This is a genomic window from Rheinheimera gaetbuli, from assembly GCF_054781935.1.
The window spans coordinates 548,644-564,938 of record NZ_BAAGTL010000001.1 but is presented as its reverse complement, the minus strand read 5'-3'; the positions used below and the strand labels follow the sequence as shown (position 1 = coordinate 564,938).

Genomic DNA, 16,295 nt, shown 5'->3' with positions numbered 1-16,295 from the left:
GTTTATTTCCTTCTGTAAACTTTTTGCACATCGGCCATCACGCGGATTTTGCGCATCACGTTGGCCAGGTGCACCCTGTCGCGTACCGACAGGGTTATTTTAATCACATACTCGCCGGTATCCCTGTCGTCGGTAGCGAGGTCTTGAATATTAGAGTCTTGTGAGGCAATCAGTGTAGTTAGCTTGGCTAACACGCCCTGACGGTTAACAATAAACACGCGGATATCACACAAGAATTGTTTATCACCGGTTTTATCCCAGCGCACCGGGAAAAACTTACCCGGCTCTTTATCCCAGCCTTTAATATTGCGGCAGTCGGCGCGGTGCACATTCAACCCTTTACCCGGCGTGGCGCTGGCGATAATTTCATCGCCCGGTATTGGCCGGCAGCACTTAGCAAAAGTGAGTAACATGCCTTCAGAGCCGATAATAAAGGTTTTACTCTTCGGCAATGGCCCTGCGGCTTCTTTTGCTGCTGAATCATCCGATTCAAACTCGCCAAGTAAGCGGCGCGCTACGGCTATTGCCAGTTGGTTACCCAGGCCAATGTCACTGCACAGTTCGTCCAGTGATTTTTGTTTGCTGTTTTGTAGCACCTGTTCTATTTGCTCTGGTGCGATATCTTCCAGCTTTACTTCACCCAGCGCCGAGCTGAGTAGGCGTCGGCCCAGGCTGATAGATTCATTTTGCTGCTGTTTTTTCAGATAGTTACGAATACCTAAAATAGCACGGCTGGTTACCACGTAGTTAAGCCAGTTCGCGTTAGGCTTGCCGCCGGGGCTGGTAATAATTTCTACTGTCTGGCCGGTTTCCAGCGGTTTGTTCAGCGGATAGGGCCGGCGGTCGACTTTGGCACCGACACAGCGGTTACCGATATCGGTATGTACTGCATAGGCAAAATCTACTGCTGTGGCGCCTATGGGGAGTTCAACTATTTTGCCTTTGGGTGAGAACACATAGAGTTCATCCGGATACAGTTCAGATTTTACATTTTCGACAAATTCGGCACTGTTGCCAGCATTTTGTTGTAATTCGAGCAGGCTTTGCATCCAGCGCCGGGCGCGCAGTTGGGCGGTGGTATCCTGCCCCTGGCCATTGGCTTTGTAAAGCCAGTGCGCGGCAATACCCATATCTGCCGTTTCGTCCATTTCACGGGTACGCATTTGTATTTCTACCGGAATACCATGCGGGCCAATTAATGAGGTATGCAGCGATTGATAGCCGTTCTGTTTTGGAATGGCAATATAATCTTTAAAACGTATTTCAATCGGTTTGTACAGGTTATGTACCACACCCAAAGTGCGGTAGCAGTTGTCTATACTGCTAACCACTACCCGAAACGCATAGATGTCCATTACATCGTTGAACATCAGTTCTTTGTTTTTCATCTTGCGATAGATGCTGTACAGGTGCTTTTCGCGGCCGCTAACGTCGGCGGTAATGCCGGCTTGCTCTAAGCGGCCTAATATTTCAAACTGAATTTTTTCCAGCAATTCACGCCGGTTGCCACGGGCTTGCTTAACCGCAGTAGAAAGGGCGCGGTAACGCATAGGGTACAACGCTTGAAAGCCCCAGTCTTCCAGCTCGTTTTTAATATTATGAATACCGAGTCGGTTTGCGATGGGAGCGTACAATTCCAGCGTTTCTTTGGCAATACGGCGGCGTTTTTCTGGCCGCAGTGCGCCCAGGGTGCGCATATTGTGGGTGCGGTCAGCAAGTTTAATTAAGATAACCCGGATGTCCTGGGTCATCGCCATAAACATTTTTTGCAGGTTGGTAACTTCAAACTCGTGGTAATCTTTAAACTTAACTTTGTCGAGCTTGCTGACGCCCTGTACCAGCTCTGCAACGGTTTCACCAAACTGGCTGGCTAACTCTTCTTTGCTAACCGGCGTGTCTTCAATCACGTCATGCAGCAGCGCCGCCATCAGTGTTTCGTGATCCATATGCATGTCGGCCAGAATACTGCTCACTGCAACAGGATGGGTAATATAGGGTTCGCCGCTGGAGCGGGTTTGCGGCGCGTGCGCATCCCGTGCCACCACATAAGCCTGTTGCACCAGGGCAACCTGCTCGGGGGGTAAATAAGCACTAATCTGGTTTTTCAGACCTTCAAATAAATACACCTGTGCTCCCAAACTGCGACAGCAAAGCCAATATGGCGTTAAGCGAGTGATTTATTAAGAATATACGTCTATTTAACGCAGTTGCCAACGGCTAAACGCCGCTGGTCTGCATCCGGAGGGGCTTTATTCTTGATCTGAGCCGATAATTGCAGCTACCGCTGCCATTTCAGACGCTTCTTGCTGAATTTGTTCGCGGCGCTCTTGCTCATCCAGTACTGTATTAGTAATGAAGCCTTTTTCAATTTCACGCAGTGCAACCACGGTAGGTTTATCGTTTTCGATATCTACCATCGGCTCTTTGCCTTCTACCGCTAACTGACGGGCACGGCGTGCAGCCACCAGAATTAAATCAAAACGGTTACCAATTTTATCTACTGCATCTTGAACAGTTACGCGTGCCATCTATTGCTCCGAGTGTGCGGGTATTCACAAGACCGCATAGTTTACGCTAATTTGCTGATTTCGCCAACAGTTGCGTCAGCAGCGCATGATGGCGTGCGCTCTGGCTGCCATAACTGTTGCGATGTGCCAGCACTATGCGTTCAAACTCGTTTAACGCGGTGTCAAACTTATCATTAATTATCAGATACTCATATTCACTGGCATGGCTCATTTCACTGTGTGCCTGCGCCATCCGTTTGGCGATAACGTCACTTGAATCCTGGCCGCGGCTATTTAAGCGTTGCTCCAGCTCGGTTAAGCTCGGCGGCAGAATAAAGATACCCTTCGCAGACGCTTCCTGTGTTTTAATCTGACGGGCTCCCTGCCAGTCAATATCTAAAAACACGTCAATGCCGCGGCTTAAACTGTCACGAATACTACTTTTGCTAGTGCCATAGTAGTTGCCGAATACTTCAGCCCATTCGAAAAACTCGTCTTGGGCAATCAGTGCTTTAAATTCATCCACGCTGACAAAATGATAGTGCATGCCATCCTGCTCACCCGGGCGCGGCGCGCGGGTAGTGTGCGATACGCTAACCTGCATATCGCTGTGGCGTTTTAACAACGCCTGGATCAGACTGGATTTACCGGCGCCGCTGGGCGCAGAGATAATAAACAGGTTACCGGCTAGATGTTGCATAAGGTTCAGGCTCGCTTGGGCATATTGCGCAAAGACTGCGGATTTTAGACGCTGTTGGCTATTGCTGCAAATAAGATCATTTTTTTAGTTTTGCTTTAACCGATAGCGTCAGGGTAAAGGTTGCCATCGGCTCGTCACCGTGCAGACTGGGGCAGGTAACCACCACCGACACCGGCTTGTTAATGCGTTCGCCTGTCGCCAGCGATTGATCAATCATTGCATCAATTACAGCACCATCATGGCTGGTAAAGTGTACTGTGGCTTCCGGGCGTTTTAAAAACTGGCCTTGTACATCTTTAAAAGCAAAGTTGGCATTAACGCCACGGGCACTGGCTTTGCTGAATACCAGAAAAGCACCGGCTAAATCAGCGCCTATGGCCAGAGCGCCAAAGTAGATGCTGCCCAAATGGTTTTTGGTGCGCCAGCTGTGTGGCATGGTGACTTCAAGCGTGGTGCTGTCCATACGGATAATTTTTGGCTTGCAAAAGCCTATCAGCGGTATGTAGCGCCAGGCAAAGAATTTTAAACCCCAGTTAGCTTTGGTTAAGGCAGAAAACATAATAGGTCCGTAAGTGTCAAAAGTTAACAAGTCGAAGCTTAACACTGGTCAGACCAAAAGCAAATGCTGCAACACTGCCGCGAATCAGATTAAACGATTTGGCCGCTTTTCCGGTATAGTTAGCATTCTTTACGCAAACAGGAAACCGATATGCAGACACTGGGTGCAGTGACACTGGTGCGCAGCATTGCCGAGCAACGCTGTCCAGTTACGCTGGCAACAGCATTGGTTGACTGGCTGAGCTATGACGGCCTTGGGGTAGATCCTGCCCAGCGTGCCGCTAAACTGCAAGAGGCGCTGCAAACTAACCCCAAACACAGCGCAGCGATAGCACAGCTGTTATTCAGCTGGCTAAGTGACGTTAATATCTACCCGGCGCTGGTAAGTTCCGGCTTGTTTTCCCGGCGTGGTTTTTTCCGCGAAATGGCCTCAAGGCTTTACGAGAGAGTTAACCCGGCACCACGCGATCAAAGCGATTTTAAAGATATGCTGGTGCAATTGTTTAATGGCAAAGACCAGCCGCAATGGCTATGCCCGTCAAGCAGTGAGGCTATTCAGGGCTGTTTTGCTGCGTTGTGCGCCAATGCTGATCCCGCACTGGTGGCAAAAATGCGCGGCCATTTTCAGGAAGAATGCTTGTATGCGCTGGAAATGCTGGGAATTTGGGTTGCTGCTGAAGAAATTGAACCTGATTTAATGCGCCTGGACCGGCGTTTAAGCACTATTGATTCGCCTTTTATTGCACTAAGCCGCGAAATGAATCTGTTTGTACAAAGTGGCCGTGACAAGCTGCATGATCCACAACTAGCCCTGTTGGATACGGCGCATCTGGATGTGATGATTGAACAATCCCGCGATCAGTTGGAGCGTTTGCGCCGCAGAGGTGCCGGAGTGGGTAGCTCGGTATCGGTGGCGCATTTGTTGGAGCGGCTGGAGCAAACGCTAGACCGGATAGTGCTACTGGTTGACTTGTTGCAAAGCGACGGGGCAGCGCAAGCTGACAAATTATTTAGTTTATTCAGCACACTGGCGCAGGCCAGTACTGAACAAAATAGTATTGGCGCCTTGTGGCGCAGCAGCACCCAGATGCTGTCAAAAAGTATTACGGTCAACAAAAGCGGCCATGGTGAACACTACATTACCCGCGATAAAAGCAGTTTTTTTGCCCTGATGCGCTCTGCCGCCGGTGCCGGAGTTATTATTGCGCTGATGGCACTGATAAAAATTTCTATTCAGCAGCAGGGCTTTAGCCCGTTTAATGAGGCAGTGCTTAGTAGCCTGAATTATGGTTTGGGTTTTGTGCTAATTCATATGCTGCACTTTGTTATAGCGACCAAACAACCGGCGATGACAGCTGCCAGTTTCGCGCAGGAAGTAGAACGCGGTGAAAACGGCAGGGCAGTAAATAAAAAGCTGGCGTCGCTGCTGATTGATGTAAACCGCTCGCAGTGGGCTGCCGTGTGGGGCAATGTTACTGTCGCCATAGTATTGGCCAGCAGTATTGCTATCGCGGTCAGGCTGGTAACCGGCTCGGCCTTGTTGACGAGTGATATGGTGGCCTATCAGTTGGCGGCTGTTTCACCTGTTAGCGGGCTGGCGTTGTTCTACGCTGCCATAGCTGGGCTGTGGCTGTTTTGCTCAGGTATTATTGCCGGCTTTTTTGATAATCGCGCCAACTGCCTGGAGCTTCGGCTGCGGTTATATCAGCACCCTTTGTTGAAAAAGCTACTACCAGACAGTACCAGGCAGCGATTTGCCAACTATCTGCACGACAACTACGGTGCGCTGGCGGGTAACTTTTTGTTTGGTATGCTGCTAGGTATGACCGGCTATGCTGGTTATTTAAGTGGTTTACCGCTGGATATTCGTCACGTAGCGTTTTCGTCTGCTAACCTGGGCTACAGTGCAGTAAGTGGTGAAATTGGCGTGTTAAGCTTCTTGCTTAACTTACTGTTTGTATTGCTAATTGGCTTTGTTAATTTATGGGTTAGCTTTACGTTGGCATTGACTGTTGCGCTGCGTGCACGTGGTACCAGCATCAGTAAGTTGCCACTGCTGTTAAAAAGCTTGTGGGAGCAAGCCAGGCAGCAGCCGCTGAATCTGTTTTTTCCGGTAAATGCTGTTAAGCAAACGGTAACTGAGGCAACCAAAGCAGCAGAGCCAAAAGTTGCTGTAAATGTGGAAATAAAAGCTGACACGGCCAGTATGCAGGATAAGTAACGCCCGCGGCTGTCTGGCCGTAGGCGGCCTGTGCTAAAATAGTGGCCTTTATCTGCGTATTCCGGAGTACTTAGTGTCAGCATTAGCCAGTTTATATCCGCAGCCGTTATGGCAGTGGTTTGCCCAAATTTGTGCCATTCCACACCCTTCCAAGCACGAACAAGCGTTAAGCCAACATATTCAGGCCTGGGCGCGTGACAAAGGTTTAAGTGTGCTGGAAGACAAAGTCGGCAACCTGATCATTAAAAAGAGCGCGACAGCGGGTATGGAAAACCGCAAAACTGTGGTTATACAGGCGCATTTGGATATGGTGCCGCAGAAAAACGCCGACAAAGTACATGATTTTACCACTGACCCGATTGACGCCTATGTTGATGGCGATTGGGTAAAAGCCAGGGGCACTACGCTGGGTGCTGATAACGGCATTGGTATGGCGTCGGCGCTCGCCATTCTGGGCAGTGATGAGATTAAACACGGCCCGCTGGAAGTGCTGCTAACCATTGATGAAGAAGCCGGTATGACGGGTGCTTTTGGTGTCGAGCCGGGCATGCTGCAAGCTGAAATTTTGATTAACACCGACTCGGAACAGGAAGGTGAAATTTACATGGGCTGTGCCGGTGGCGTCGATGCGGAATTTACCGTAGCGGCACAGTGGCAGGCAGCGGCGAGCGGCGTAACAGCGTTTACCTTAAGCTTAACCGGGTTAAAAGGCGGCCATTCCGGCGTAAATATTCACCTGGGCCGTGGTAATGCCAATAAACTGCTGGCGCGCTTTTTGGCCGATTATGCCCAAGACTTACAACTGTCTGTAGCGGCGTTTAACGGTGGTTCGCTGCGTAACGCTATTCCGCGTGAAGCCAGTGTTTTATTAACGGTACCGGCGGCAAAACTGCCACAATTGCAACAACAGGTTGCTGACTTTGAAGCGTTATTAAAGCTGGAGTTAGCGGCGGTAGAGCCGGCATTAAAATTAAGCCTGAGCGAAACTACACTGCCGGTACAGGTATTGAGTAGCAAGGCGCAATCTACGCTAATCAATCTGCTAAACGTATGTCCTAACGGCGTAATGCGAATGAGCGACGAAGTGGCTGGCGTTACCGAAACCTCATTAAATATGGGTGTCATCACCACACAAGATAATAGTGTGCAGGTGTTGTGTTTAATCCGCTCGTTAATCGACAGCGGCCGTGAGCAAGTTGAGAGCATGTTAAGTTCACTGGCGCAATTAGCGGGTGCGCAAGTGAAATTCAGCGGTGCTTACCCCGGCTGGAAACCGAACCCGGACTCAGCGGTAATGGCAATAGTAAACCAGACCTATCAGGACATTTACCACAAAGAGCCGGTGATTATGGTTATCCATGCTGGCCTTGAGTGCGGCCTGTTTAAAAAGCCGTACCCGGATATGGATATGGTGTCTATCGGCCCGACTATCCGCTTTCCGCATGGGCCGGATGAAATGGTCAATATCACTACCGTAGGGCAATACTGGCAGTTACTGTTGGCGGTACTGGAACGGATACCCGAGCGCGGTTAAGTAAGAGTATTCTCGAAACTAAGTAAAAGGGGGACCTAGGTCCCCTGAATTTACTGCTTTTTATTCATTAACGATGACAGCCACTGGACAAATAATGTCGCTATAACTGTTTCTGCGATGGATTGGAAAAATGACATTGCATTCTACTCCAGATCTTAGGTTAGAAGACACCGTGGGATCCGCTCTGTGTTGACAATGCAAGGATCTTATCCGACACTATCAGGGCTAATTAGTGAGAGCGATCTCACGAACCATATAAAGGGGCGGCTTCCTAGGGCTGCCCCTTTTGTTTTAGGTACTACCTAAAAACTGATCACAAGATAGTGCGAAGCTAAACAACTTGCAAGGCTTGATATTGAAGATAAAAATCTGCGTTTCTTGCGGTTAGTGTTCACTAACTACAGCAGTCGCTCTCAAAAAATTGCTGGTGTAATGCAAACTTTTTTTGCGGTTAAATTTATTTTTCCTATCAAGCTTTTTTATTAAAAAATGATTATTTTGCAAATCCTCAACTTCAATATTCCTATCGAGTATCAACTTCTACAGCCACAAGTTTCATCCAGTCTTGTTGACAGAGGCAAGCTTAGAACAGTTAGCTACAGTTTTGCAAAGCGACGGAGATGATATATTGAAATCGGAAAGTTGACCTTTTAAAAATCAAATGGTTAAGTTTTTAAGAAGTATGCATGATAAAGCAAAATTAGGTAGAAATAATTGCACTTTGATAGTTTATGGGAATTACACTAAGTACCCGTTATTCCCGACGCTTGATTAGCCTATTGTGATAAAGGTCTTCTTCCGGAAAAATCATCGTGTAGTCATCCCACTTCAGGTTGCCATCTTCCAGCTTGTATGTCAGAAAGTTATCCTGCTTTTTATACGGCTCATAATCCGGACGCCACTGTCAGATAGAAAAAATCGTGTTTCTCTCCAAGCTCTGTAGGCAGGTGATATAAGCTGTTGTAGTTTTAGGTATGTCGCTGTACATTTAGTACATTAAATTTACAAAAACGCAGCTGTTGCTATCGGCTTGCTAAGCTGCCGGCCATTACCATGTTCAGGGATACTTATATTGAACTTCAGACTCTTGCCATTATTGCTGCTTAGCTGCTGCGCGCAGTCTCAGGCGTTTGTAGATAAAGAGGATGGTGCTGCCATAGGTAATGGCGGTATACCCTGGGAGCTGTTTGTTGATCGCGGCAAATTATTGGGTTGTATTTACGATAGCCGGTTTTACTCTCTTGGCTCTATTTTGGTGCTGGAAGCTTTACCACGCAAGTGTGAGCTGGCATCGGACCGCACCGGTATGTGGTCGCAACTATCAGAAGCGGAAATGTTGCTGTTTAAGGAAAATATTGAAGCGCAGCAACAGCTGGAACGAGAATCGACTTATATCGGTAAAGAGCCGATAAACGAAGCTGAAGCCCGGGTAATAAAGTACCTACGCCGGGCGAAAGCCTTTGCCGATAAACAAAAGGACTAACGTAGTAAATAATCCAGCCCGCCTGTTACGGCAGCAACCTGAGCCTGAATACATTGCTCTGGTGTAGCGCTTGCGCTATCCGGATACACTTCTGTGGTACTAACCAGTTTAGCGTCGGTTACGCTGCCACATAAACCTAAACTGGCTTTAGCGTAATTAATAACGCCAGCTTGTTGTGTCGGTTCGCCAATCAACTTGCCGTTTTCATCTGGCTCGGCAATATGGGTTACTTTAGCCACACTGTCGATAATGGCTTTTTGCAGCGCCGGGCAGGGGTGTTCGCTATCGTCTACGGTGTAAAAGCCATCCGGAATATTCCAGTTGGTATTTACTGTGCCATCACGGGCAGCTTTGGCCGGGCGAAACTCGCTGTTATCGGTATCTGTTGTTTCATGCAGGTCGATATGCAGGGCAAAAGACGTATTCAGGCTGGCCAGATACTGGCGTACCTGTTGTGCTTCGCTGGACTGGCCATCTGGGCCAAAACTACGGTTGGGATCTACTGCCTCGGGTGTCCAGCGATTTATTGTTTCATAACCCCAGGGGCTGATACAGGGTAATACCAGGATATTCAGTTTGTCGCTGTAAGCTTGTGCTTTAGTTTGTAAAAACCGCAGCGCGCCATGCACGCCGCTGGTTTCGTAGCCATGCACACCACCGGTAACCAAAATTGTGAGCTTGTGGCCTTGCCAGTTACGGCTTTTAACCGCCAATAACGGGTAAGTTTTGCCGCAAACCTGCTGATAATTCAGCTCGCCGTATTGCACAATATCAAACCCGCTTTGCAGTGCTTCAACTGCCGGTAATACTTCAGTAAAAAAGCTGCGTTTAATACTTTGCTCGCTAAGCCATTGTGCCGTCTCTGCCTGCCCCCAACGTTGGCCTACTGTGCCAATATGATAGATGTTGTCCATGCTGTCACCTTCTACTGGTGCCGCCTTTAGCGGCGTAAAATTTGGCGTGACTATAGCATTGTGGCTATGCAGCGGCTATGCGCTACAGCTTATTTACCGTCCTGTTCAGCGATCGGTTGATGGGTGCCCGCCATTAACCTTGGTGCACCCTGTTCGGTGCGGCTTACCAGGCGGCCTTGAGTTAAAATCCATACCCAGTGGCCGTCTTTATGTTTCATCCGGCAATTCAGCTTGTAGTGTTCCAGTTCGCCGCCAAAATGGCGCTGTAGTAGCTGTTCAGCTTGTATTCTGTCATCGGGGTGTACCAGTTGTACCCAGGTGCCAAAATGCAGTGGCAGCAACTCGTATAGCGCATAGCCAAGTTGCTGCGCCCAGCGCTCATTAAAAATAACGTCGCCGGTTTGCACGTTCCACTCCCAGGTGGCCAGTAATGAGGTGTCTATAATGCTCTGCAGCCGTTTAATGGTATTGTCGGCTGCTTGCAGCTCTTGCTGTTTACGTTGCTGGGCAAGTTGATTAAAACGCGCAGCGATATCTGCCTCAGCCAGTGCAGCTAAATCTTGCAGCAGGGTAAGTTGCAGCGCATTTAGCTCGCGGGGGATGTCATCAATTATGCATAAGGTGCCTAGCGGGAAGCCATGCGGCGAGTGTAATGGCACACCAGCATACAAGCGTATGGCAGGTAAGCCGGTTACCAGTGGGTTATCAGCAAAGCGCAGATCCAGTGTGGCATCGGGCACATAGAGTACATCGTCATTAAAAATAGCGTGGGCACAAAACGATACATCACGCGGGGTCTCTTTTAGTGCTGTACCCTGGCGAGACTTAAACCACTGCTTTTTTTCGTCGATTAAAGTACATAGTGAAATCTTGCAACCAAATAACGCTTGCGCCAACCTTGTAATACGGTCAAAACTCTCATCAGCCAGGCAATTAAGCAAGCCAGACGTTGCTAATGCCTGCAAACGCTCAGCTTCGTTGTGCGGTTGTGCGGGTAGTTGCATCTGCTATAAAGCTCCACAGCGAATACGCAAACCCAGAGTGTAGCTAAAGTGGATTTTAAATGTGTAGTATTAAGAAAAAATAACCGCTAATTGTCAGCAGTTAACCTAGGGACACTGATTTTCATTTTGTTTTTCACTAAAGCTATCTATGTACGATTAACCTAATTGACTTAAGCTAAAGTAGATTTAAAAAAACGACATAGTTACCGAAAAGTGAAATTCAGAAGCATTTACTTTAAATATATAAGTATTATAACCTCCAACGTGCCTATTTTTACGTAACTCTATAAAGAGTAGTATGTCACGCTTGAACTGACAAAAAATTGCCAGAGAACCTTTATGATACGTTGGATAGCATCGCCAGACTCGGCGAAAGTTTCGAAATATATTGAATCATATTGGTACTTTGAAAAGCAAAGTGCTGGCGAGGGTTTCGACTATCCTAAATTGAATCCTGACCCATCAGGACATCTCGTTATTTATCCAACAGATCATTACTATAAATACACATTTAGCTCTGGTGAATATCAAGGGCAGGGTACACATTTTATTTACCCTCACTCTGAAATAGCGGAACTTGATCACTCGACATGCTTTAAGTGTTTCGGTGTTAAGTTTAGGGTTGGATCACTTTACTCTTTGAATAGTATAAATTTCTCACGAGATTTAATAAATTCAGTTCGGGCATTTAACTATGATGCTTTAATTAAATCATGTCGATTAAGCGAAGCTGCGATAATTGCAGTCGCAAAAAATGGTGCTGATAGCTCGGTTAAATTGTTTGACGAAATCTTTAGCGATTTACTACTTGATTGCTATGAAGACAAACAAAGTGAATTGGTAAGGAAAATAATGCCTTTGCTACCAAACACCGCAATTAATGATTTGAGCTCGCTAGTTTCATATTCACAACGTACTTTAGAGCGTAGCTTCCTTAAAGTAACAGGTTTTACTCTTAAGCAATGTCAATCAATACAGAAGCTTGAGATGATTTTAGAGTATCTTTACCAATGTAATCCGGGTGATGTTGATTGGGCCGATCTCGCTTGCCAGTTTGGATTTAGTGATCAGCCACACTTAATTCGTTATTTAAAAAAATATATTCATCTAACGCCTAAAAATTACAGAGAACAGGGTGGTTTGACAATTGATGTCTATGGATATGGTGATTAGCCGCCATTTCGTTGGTTTTATAATACATTTAATTCACACCAGTTATTTACGTCATGCTCGTTTTTTCGCCTGAGCAAACCTTAATCATTTCTCTATGCTGTGCGCCATAGCAGAAAGGGTTGTTCTGGCGTGGCTTTCGCCACGTACAATCACTGTGTTTATTCGGTCATAGGCGGATATGTCTTGCAAAGGATCGCTATCTAGTAGTACTAAATTAGCCACTTTCCCCTGCGCGATAGTGCCGTATCTGTTATCAAGATTGAATGCCTTGGCGTTGTTGTACGTAGCAGCTAGAAAGATTTTTTCAGCTGAAATGCCCGCATCTGACCAGTGCTGCATTTCCAGATAACCATTAAAACCAGGAGGATTGGTTACCATGTTCATGGCGACACCATCTGTGCCGAACAGTAACATTGCATCATTATCTGCAAGAAAATTTGCAACTGTCTTCATTCTGGCGACCAGTACGCTCTGAATGCCACTGAACATTGCTTCATCCGTTTCAAATTTGGGCCTGATATGGTTGTAAAGCTTAGGATTTATCGCTTTAACAATATTTGCCCGGTTCAGTATTTTCTTTTTGCCCCAATTGGCTTCCTCTGTACCAAGCCAGGCTAGATAATCTTCTGGATAAACGTCTTTGAGTGATGGATTGCTAAGAAAGCTCTCTGCAAATAAATCAACTTCTCCATAAATCGTTCTGAACGTTAATTGACTGCCAATTTTATTAGTAGCTATTTTTGTTAATAGATCTCGATGTGCGTTATTAAACTCAAGGTCTAAAAACTGCTTAGGATCGCGATACCAATTCCACATAGGATGCGCCAGTATCTGTATCCCTGCTTCAACTCCAAATTTTTGTGCGTCATAAGATGTGGCGTGCATAACTAAAGGGATACCGGCACGTTTTGTTTCTAAGATAATGTCTTTCATTATTTCTAAACTTGGTAATGCCCAAAATGGCGGAAAGCCAGATGACTCGTCTTCATAAACAATTTTTGCCCCAATAGCTTCCTGCTGATTAACAATTTGGCTGATTATTGCTTTTGGTGAGTGCAAACTAAGGTTCACAGAGTCTGGAATGTGGACATTTTTATTATATTTATCAAATATAAACGGATACTCTAGTCGCTCGTCCAGTGGAAGCTCTTCCATTTCCATCATAAAATCATTCATGACCTGAAGCTGTTTACCCAGCGTATAAATATCTGGCCCAACGGGCATATTCTTAATTTTAGTCACTATAGCTGGCGCGTAGTTGTTTACATCGATCAACGTGGTATAGCCAAAATAAAGGAAGCTCTTCGGCAGTTGACTAAAGTAACTCTTAACTAATTGCGGATTGTCTCGTTTATTCTGCCAGGACATACCCGCAACATTGGCTAAATGAACATGGCTGTCAATTAAGCCGGGTATAATGTATTTGCCTTGCGCATTTATTTTCCTGACACTGCCAGATACTCTGGGCTCATGTTTTCCACTGTATACAATAATGTCTTTGTCAATCAGCACGTAACCTACATAGGGCGCCACTCGGCCATCGCTATCTGCCGAAATAATAGTGGCTTTTTCAACCAGTAAACCAGCGCTAACATCATAGTTAGTGTGTAAGCTACCGCAGCCAAGTAGCGAAACAGATAGAGCAAATGACATAATTCGAAGCAATTTCATTATCGTTATTCTCTTTGCAAATGAACGTATTGTTTTACCTTGCCGCGGCAAAACCTCAGTTTTCGGTGCTATTGACTCGACCAAGCCTATAAGTTTAATTCTGGTATCACCAAATCTATTTGTATTGAAGAAAAACGACACTGTTGCACATGCCACTATAAAAAGGGTAATACATCCGTTAAATAGGCAATTTTTGCATGGTAGTAAATTCAGTCGTAATACCTTAACAACTGTCAGCGAAGATTTTTCCCAGCCGCAGCAGTTGAGAGAAACGAGCGCAGTAATAAAGCATAGCTTTATACGAGCAGAACCTACAGCAGCTTTAGCTGCGAGAGGGAATAGTCCACTGAGGGATAGCATGAAAGCAAAGCTTGAAATGGTGGCCCCAGCTGGACTCGAACCAGCGACCGATCGATTATGAGTCGAGCGCTCTAACCAACTGAGCTATGGGGCCATGTGAAGCTTATGATACGGTTTTCAGGTGTGTCCTATTGATATACCTATAGGAAACGGCAGGCAGTATAAGAAGTTTTCTCTGCTTTGTCATCCGGCTTGTGCCGGTTGAGGCGATTAACTGCTGGTTTTTTAGACTGATAGAATAAAGGCGCCGTTTGGCGCCTTTATTTGCTGAGTTGCTAACGTCGCAGCTTATTCGTCTAAGAAGCTTTTTAATACTTCTGAACGTGAGGGGTGGCGCAGTTTACGCAGCGCTTTAGCTTCAATCTGACGAATACGCTCACGTGTTACGTCAAACTGCTTACCCACTTCTTCCAATGTGTGGTCGGTGTTCATATCAATACCAAAGCGCATCCGCAGTACTTTGGCTTCGCGGGCGGTTAAGCCAGCCAGTACTTCGTTAGTGGCGTTTTTCAGGCTTTCCATAGTGGCCGAATCCAGCGGTGATTCACCACTGCTGTCTTCGATAAAGTCGCCTAAGTGCGAGTCTTCATCATCGCCAATCGGGGTTTCCATCGAAATAGGCTCTTTGGCAATTTTCAGCACCTTGCGAATTTTATCTTCCGGCATTTGCATGCGCTCTGATAATTCTTCCGGTGATGGCTCGCGGCCCATTTCTTGTAACATCTGGCGTGAAATACGATTTAACTTGTTGATCGTTTCAATCATATGCACCGGAATACGGATGGTGCGCGCCTGATCCGCAATAGAGCGGGTGATGGCCTGACGGATCCACCAGGTGGCGTAAGTTGAAAACTTATAACCACGACGGTATTCAAACTTATCTACCGCTTTCATCAAACCAATATTGCCTTCCTGAATTAAATCGAGGAATTGCAGGCCACGGTTGGTGTATTTCTTCGCAATAGAAATAACTAAACGTAAGTTGGCTTCAACCATTTCTTTTTTCGCCCGGCGAGCCTTGGCTTCACCGATTGACATGCGCCGGTTGATATCTTTAATTTTAAAGATACTTAAGCCGGTTTCTTCTTCTACTTTTTTCAGCTTCTCGATGCTACGAACCAGTTCTTCTTTGTGTTCGTCCAGTTTAGCTGAGTAAGGCTTATTGCCGGCTATTTCAGCATCTAACCAGGCAGTAGAAGTTTCAAATCCGGTAAAGGCTTTGACGAAGTTTTTCTTCGGCATCTTGGCGTATTCAACGCAGTGTTTCATCACGATGCGTTCTTGCACGCGTACCCGGTCCATCATTTCGCGCATGTTTTTGACCAGGCGATCGAATTGTTTAGGTACCAGGCGGAAACAGCGAAATACTTCGCTTAGCTTTTCGATCTCAACTTTAGTAGTGGCGTGTTCACGGCCATTTTTTACGATAGAGTTGCGGGTAACCTCGTACTGGGTACGCAGCTCACCGAATTTTTCTCGTGCTACTTCAGGATCCGGGCCAGTGTCGCCATCGTCTGAGTCGGCGTCATCGTCATCGTCATCGCTGTCGTCATCGTCATCAAGTTGATCTTCTGGTACGTCAGAACCGATATGACTGCCAGCAATTGGCGCTTCATCAATATCGTTCGGGTCGATAAAGGCCGTAACGATATCGCTTAAGCGGATTTCTTCGGCTTCGTACTTATCCCACTGTTCCAACAGGTAAGTAATGGCTTCAGGGTATTCGGCAACCGAGCTTTGTACCGTGTTGATACCGTCTTCTATGCGCTTGGCGATGTCAATTTCGCCCTCGCGGGTTAGTAGTTCAACGGTACCCATTTCACGCATGTACATCCGCACCGGATCGGTAGTACGACCCAGCTCTTTGTCGACGCTGACCAAAGCCTGAGCGGCTTCTTCAACCGCGTCTTCATCGGTGGTGGCGTCTGTCATGATCAGATCATCGGCATCGGGTGCTGTTTCAAACACCTGAATGCCCATGTCGTTGATCATGCGGATAATGTCTTCTATCTGATCAGAATCGATAATGTCTTGTGGCAGGTGATCGTTCACCTCCGCAAAGGTAAGGTAGCCTTGCTCTTTACCCTTGATGATCAGGAGTTTTAACTGCGACTGAGGATTTTGCTCCATAGAGACTTATCTTCCACCAATTTGATTAATGTAAAATTGC

At 46.7% G+C, this 16,295-nt stretch carries 12 protein-coding genes and 1 tRNA gene; 4 read left to right on the top strand and 9 right to left on the bottom strand.

Translation table 11 applies throughout. The annotated features are described in order from the left end of the window. Positions 1-2 precede the first annotated feature (2 nt). From spoT to ACYVIC_RS02630, 4 genes are all read right to left on the bottom strand, one after another. The gene (gene spoT / locus ACYVIC_RS02645) at positions 3-2,126 is read right to left on the bottom strand and encodes a bifunctional GTP diphosphokinase/guanosine-3',5'-bis pyrophosphate 3'-pyrophosphohydrolase (RefSeq protein ID WP_460857017.1); all 2,124 of its coding nucleotides are present in this window, start codon (positions 2,124-2,126) and stop codon (positions 3-5) included. Positions 2,127-2,249: 123 nt separating this feature from the next. Next, a complete protein-coding gene (rpoZ, locus tag ACYVIC_RS02640; RefSeq protein WP_460857015.1) occupies positions 2,250-2,528 on the bottom strand; it encodes a DNA-directed RNA polymerase subunit omega in 279 nt (92 codons plus the stop codon). A gap of 46 nt (positions 2,529-2,574) precedes the next feature. Further along, complete coding sequence (gmk, locus tag ACYVIC_RS02635) at positions 2,575-3,207, bottom strand: guanylate kinase (RefSeq protein ID WP_460857013.1); 633 nt, start codon at positions 3,205-3,207, stop codon at positions 2,575-2,577. A 76-nt stretch (positions 3,208-3,283) separates the two neighbouring features. Further along, positions 3,284-3,766: a DUF4442 domain-containing protein gene (locus tag ACYVIC_RS02630; protein WP_460857011.1), complete on the bottom strand. Its 483-nt coding sequence runs from the start codon at positions 3,764-3,766 to the stop codon at positions 3,284-3,286. A gap of 150 nt (positions 3,767-3,916) precedes the next feature. Between ACYVIC_RS02630 and ACYVIC_RS02625 the strand changes: the two genes are divergently transcribed. From ACYVIC_RS02625 to ACYVIC_RS02615, 3 genes are all read left to right on the top strand, one after another. Then, positions 3,917-5,986, top strand: a complete 2,070-nt coding sequence (locus ACYVIC_RS02625) for a site-specific recombinase (protein WP_460857009.1) — start codon at positions 3,917-3,919, stop codon at positions 5,984-5,986. A 73-nt stretch (positions 5,987-6,059) separates the two neighbouring features. Continuing rightward, on the top strand, positions 6,060-7,520 hold the full coding sequence (locus ACYVIC_RS02620) for an aminoacyl-histidine dipeptidase (protein WP_460857007.1): 1,461 nt from the start codon (positions 6,060-6,062) through the stop codon (positions 7,518-7,520). 1,072 nt (positions 7,521-8,592) lie between these two features. Further along, a complete protein-coding gene (locus ACYVIC_RS02615) occupies positions 8,593-9,003 on the top strand; it encodes a hypothetical protein (protein WP_460857006.1) in 411 nt (136 codons plus the stop codon). Here ACYVIC_RS02615 and ACYVIC_RS02610 read toward each other — a convergent pair. Further along, complete coding sequence (locus ACYVIC_RS02610; protein ID WP_460857004.1) at positions 9,000-9,917, bottom strand: M14 family metallopeptidase; 918 nt, start codon at positions 9,915-9,917, stop codon at positions 9,000-9,002. The genes ACYVIC_RS02615 and ACYVIC_RS02610 overlap by 4 nt on opposite strands. Positions 9,918-10,006: 89 nt before the next feature. Then, on the bottom strand, positions 10,007-10,921 hold the full coding sequence (locus ACYVIC_RS02605; protein ID WP_460857002.1) for a PAS domain-containing protein: 915 nt from the start codon (positions 10,919-10,921) through the stop codon (positions 10,007-10,009). A gap of 339 nt (positions 10,922-11,260) precedes the next feature. Here ACYVIC_RS02605 and ACYVIC_RS02600 point away from each other — a divergent pair, with 339 nt between their 5' ends. Next, positions 11,261-12,094: a helix-turn-helix domain-containing protein gene (locus tag ACYVIC_RS02600; RefSeq protein WP_460857001.1), complete on the top strand. Its 834-nt coding sequence runs from the start codon at positions 11,261-11,263 to the stop codon at positions 12,092-12,094. 84 nt (positions 12,095-12,178) lie between these two features. Here ACYVIC_RS02600 and ACYVIC_RS02595 read toward each other — a convergent pair whose 3' ends face one another. The 3 genes from ACYVIC_RS02595 to rpoD form a co-directional block, all read right to left on the bottom strand. Further along, positions 12,179-13,765 carry an amidohydrolase family protein gene (locus ACYVIC_RS02595; RefSeq protein ID WP_460856999.1) on the bottom strand — a complete coding sequence of 529 codons (1,587 nt, stop codon included), beginning with the start codon at positions 13,763-13,765 and terminating at the stop codon, positions 12,179-12,181. A gap of 377 nt (positions 13,766-14,142) precedes the next feature. After that, positions 14,143-14,219 (bottom strand) — tRNA-Ile (locus ACYVIC_RS02590). Positions 14,220-14,413: 194 nt separating this feature from the next. After that, entirely contained in the window at positions 14,414-16,255 is a 1,842-nt protein-coding gene (gene rpoD, locus ACYVIC_RS02585; RefSeq protein WP_460856997.1) for an RNA polymerase sigma factor RpoD, read from the bottom strand. Positions 16,256-16,295: the final 40 nt, after the last annotated feature.

Excerpts from the sequence above, each read along its gene's own strand:
- ACYVIC_RS02595 (WP_460856999.1), bottom strand. The coding sequence starts at position 13,765 with ATGAAATTGCTTCGAATTATGTCATTTGCTCTATCTGTTTCGCTACTT.
- ACYVIC_RS02625 (WP_460857009.1), top strand. The coding sequence starts at position 3,917 with ATGCAGACACTGGGTGCAGTGACACTGGTGCGCAGCATTGCCGAGCAA.
- gmk (WP_460857013.1), bottom strand. The coding sequence starts at position 3,207 with ATGCAACATCTAGCCGGTAACCTGTTTATTATCTCTGCGCCCAGCGGC.
- rpoD (WP_460856997.1), bottom strand. The coding sequence starts at position 16,255 with ATGGAGCAAAATCCTCAGTCGCAGTTAAAACTCCTGATCATCAAGGGT.
- ACYVIC_RS02600 (WP_460857001.1), top strand. The coding sequence starts at position 11,261 with ATGATACGTTGGATAGCATCGCCAGACTCGGCGAAAGTTTCGAAATAT.
- ACYVIC_RS02610 (WP_460857004.1), bottom strand. The coding sequence starts at position 9,917 with ATGGACAACATCTATCATATTGGCACAGTAGGCCAACGTTGGGGGCAG.
- ACYVIC_RS02630 (WP_460857011.1), bottom strand. The coding sequence starts at position 3,766 with ATGTTTTCTGCCTTAACCAAAGCTAACTGGGGTTTAAAATTCTTTGCC.
- rpoZ (WP_460857015.1), bottom strand. The coding sequence starts at position 2,528 with ATGGCACGCGTAACTGTTCAAGATGCAGTAGATAAAATTGGTAACCGT.
- ACYVIC_RS02605 (WP_460857002.1), bottom strand. The coding sequence starts at position 10,921 with ATGCAACTACCCGCACAACCGCACAACGAAGCTGAGCGTTTGCAGGCA.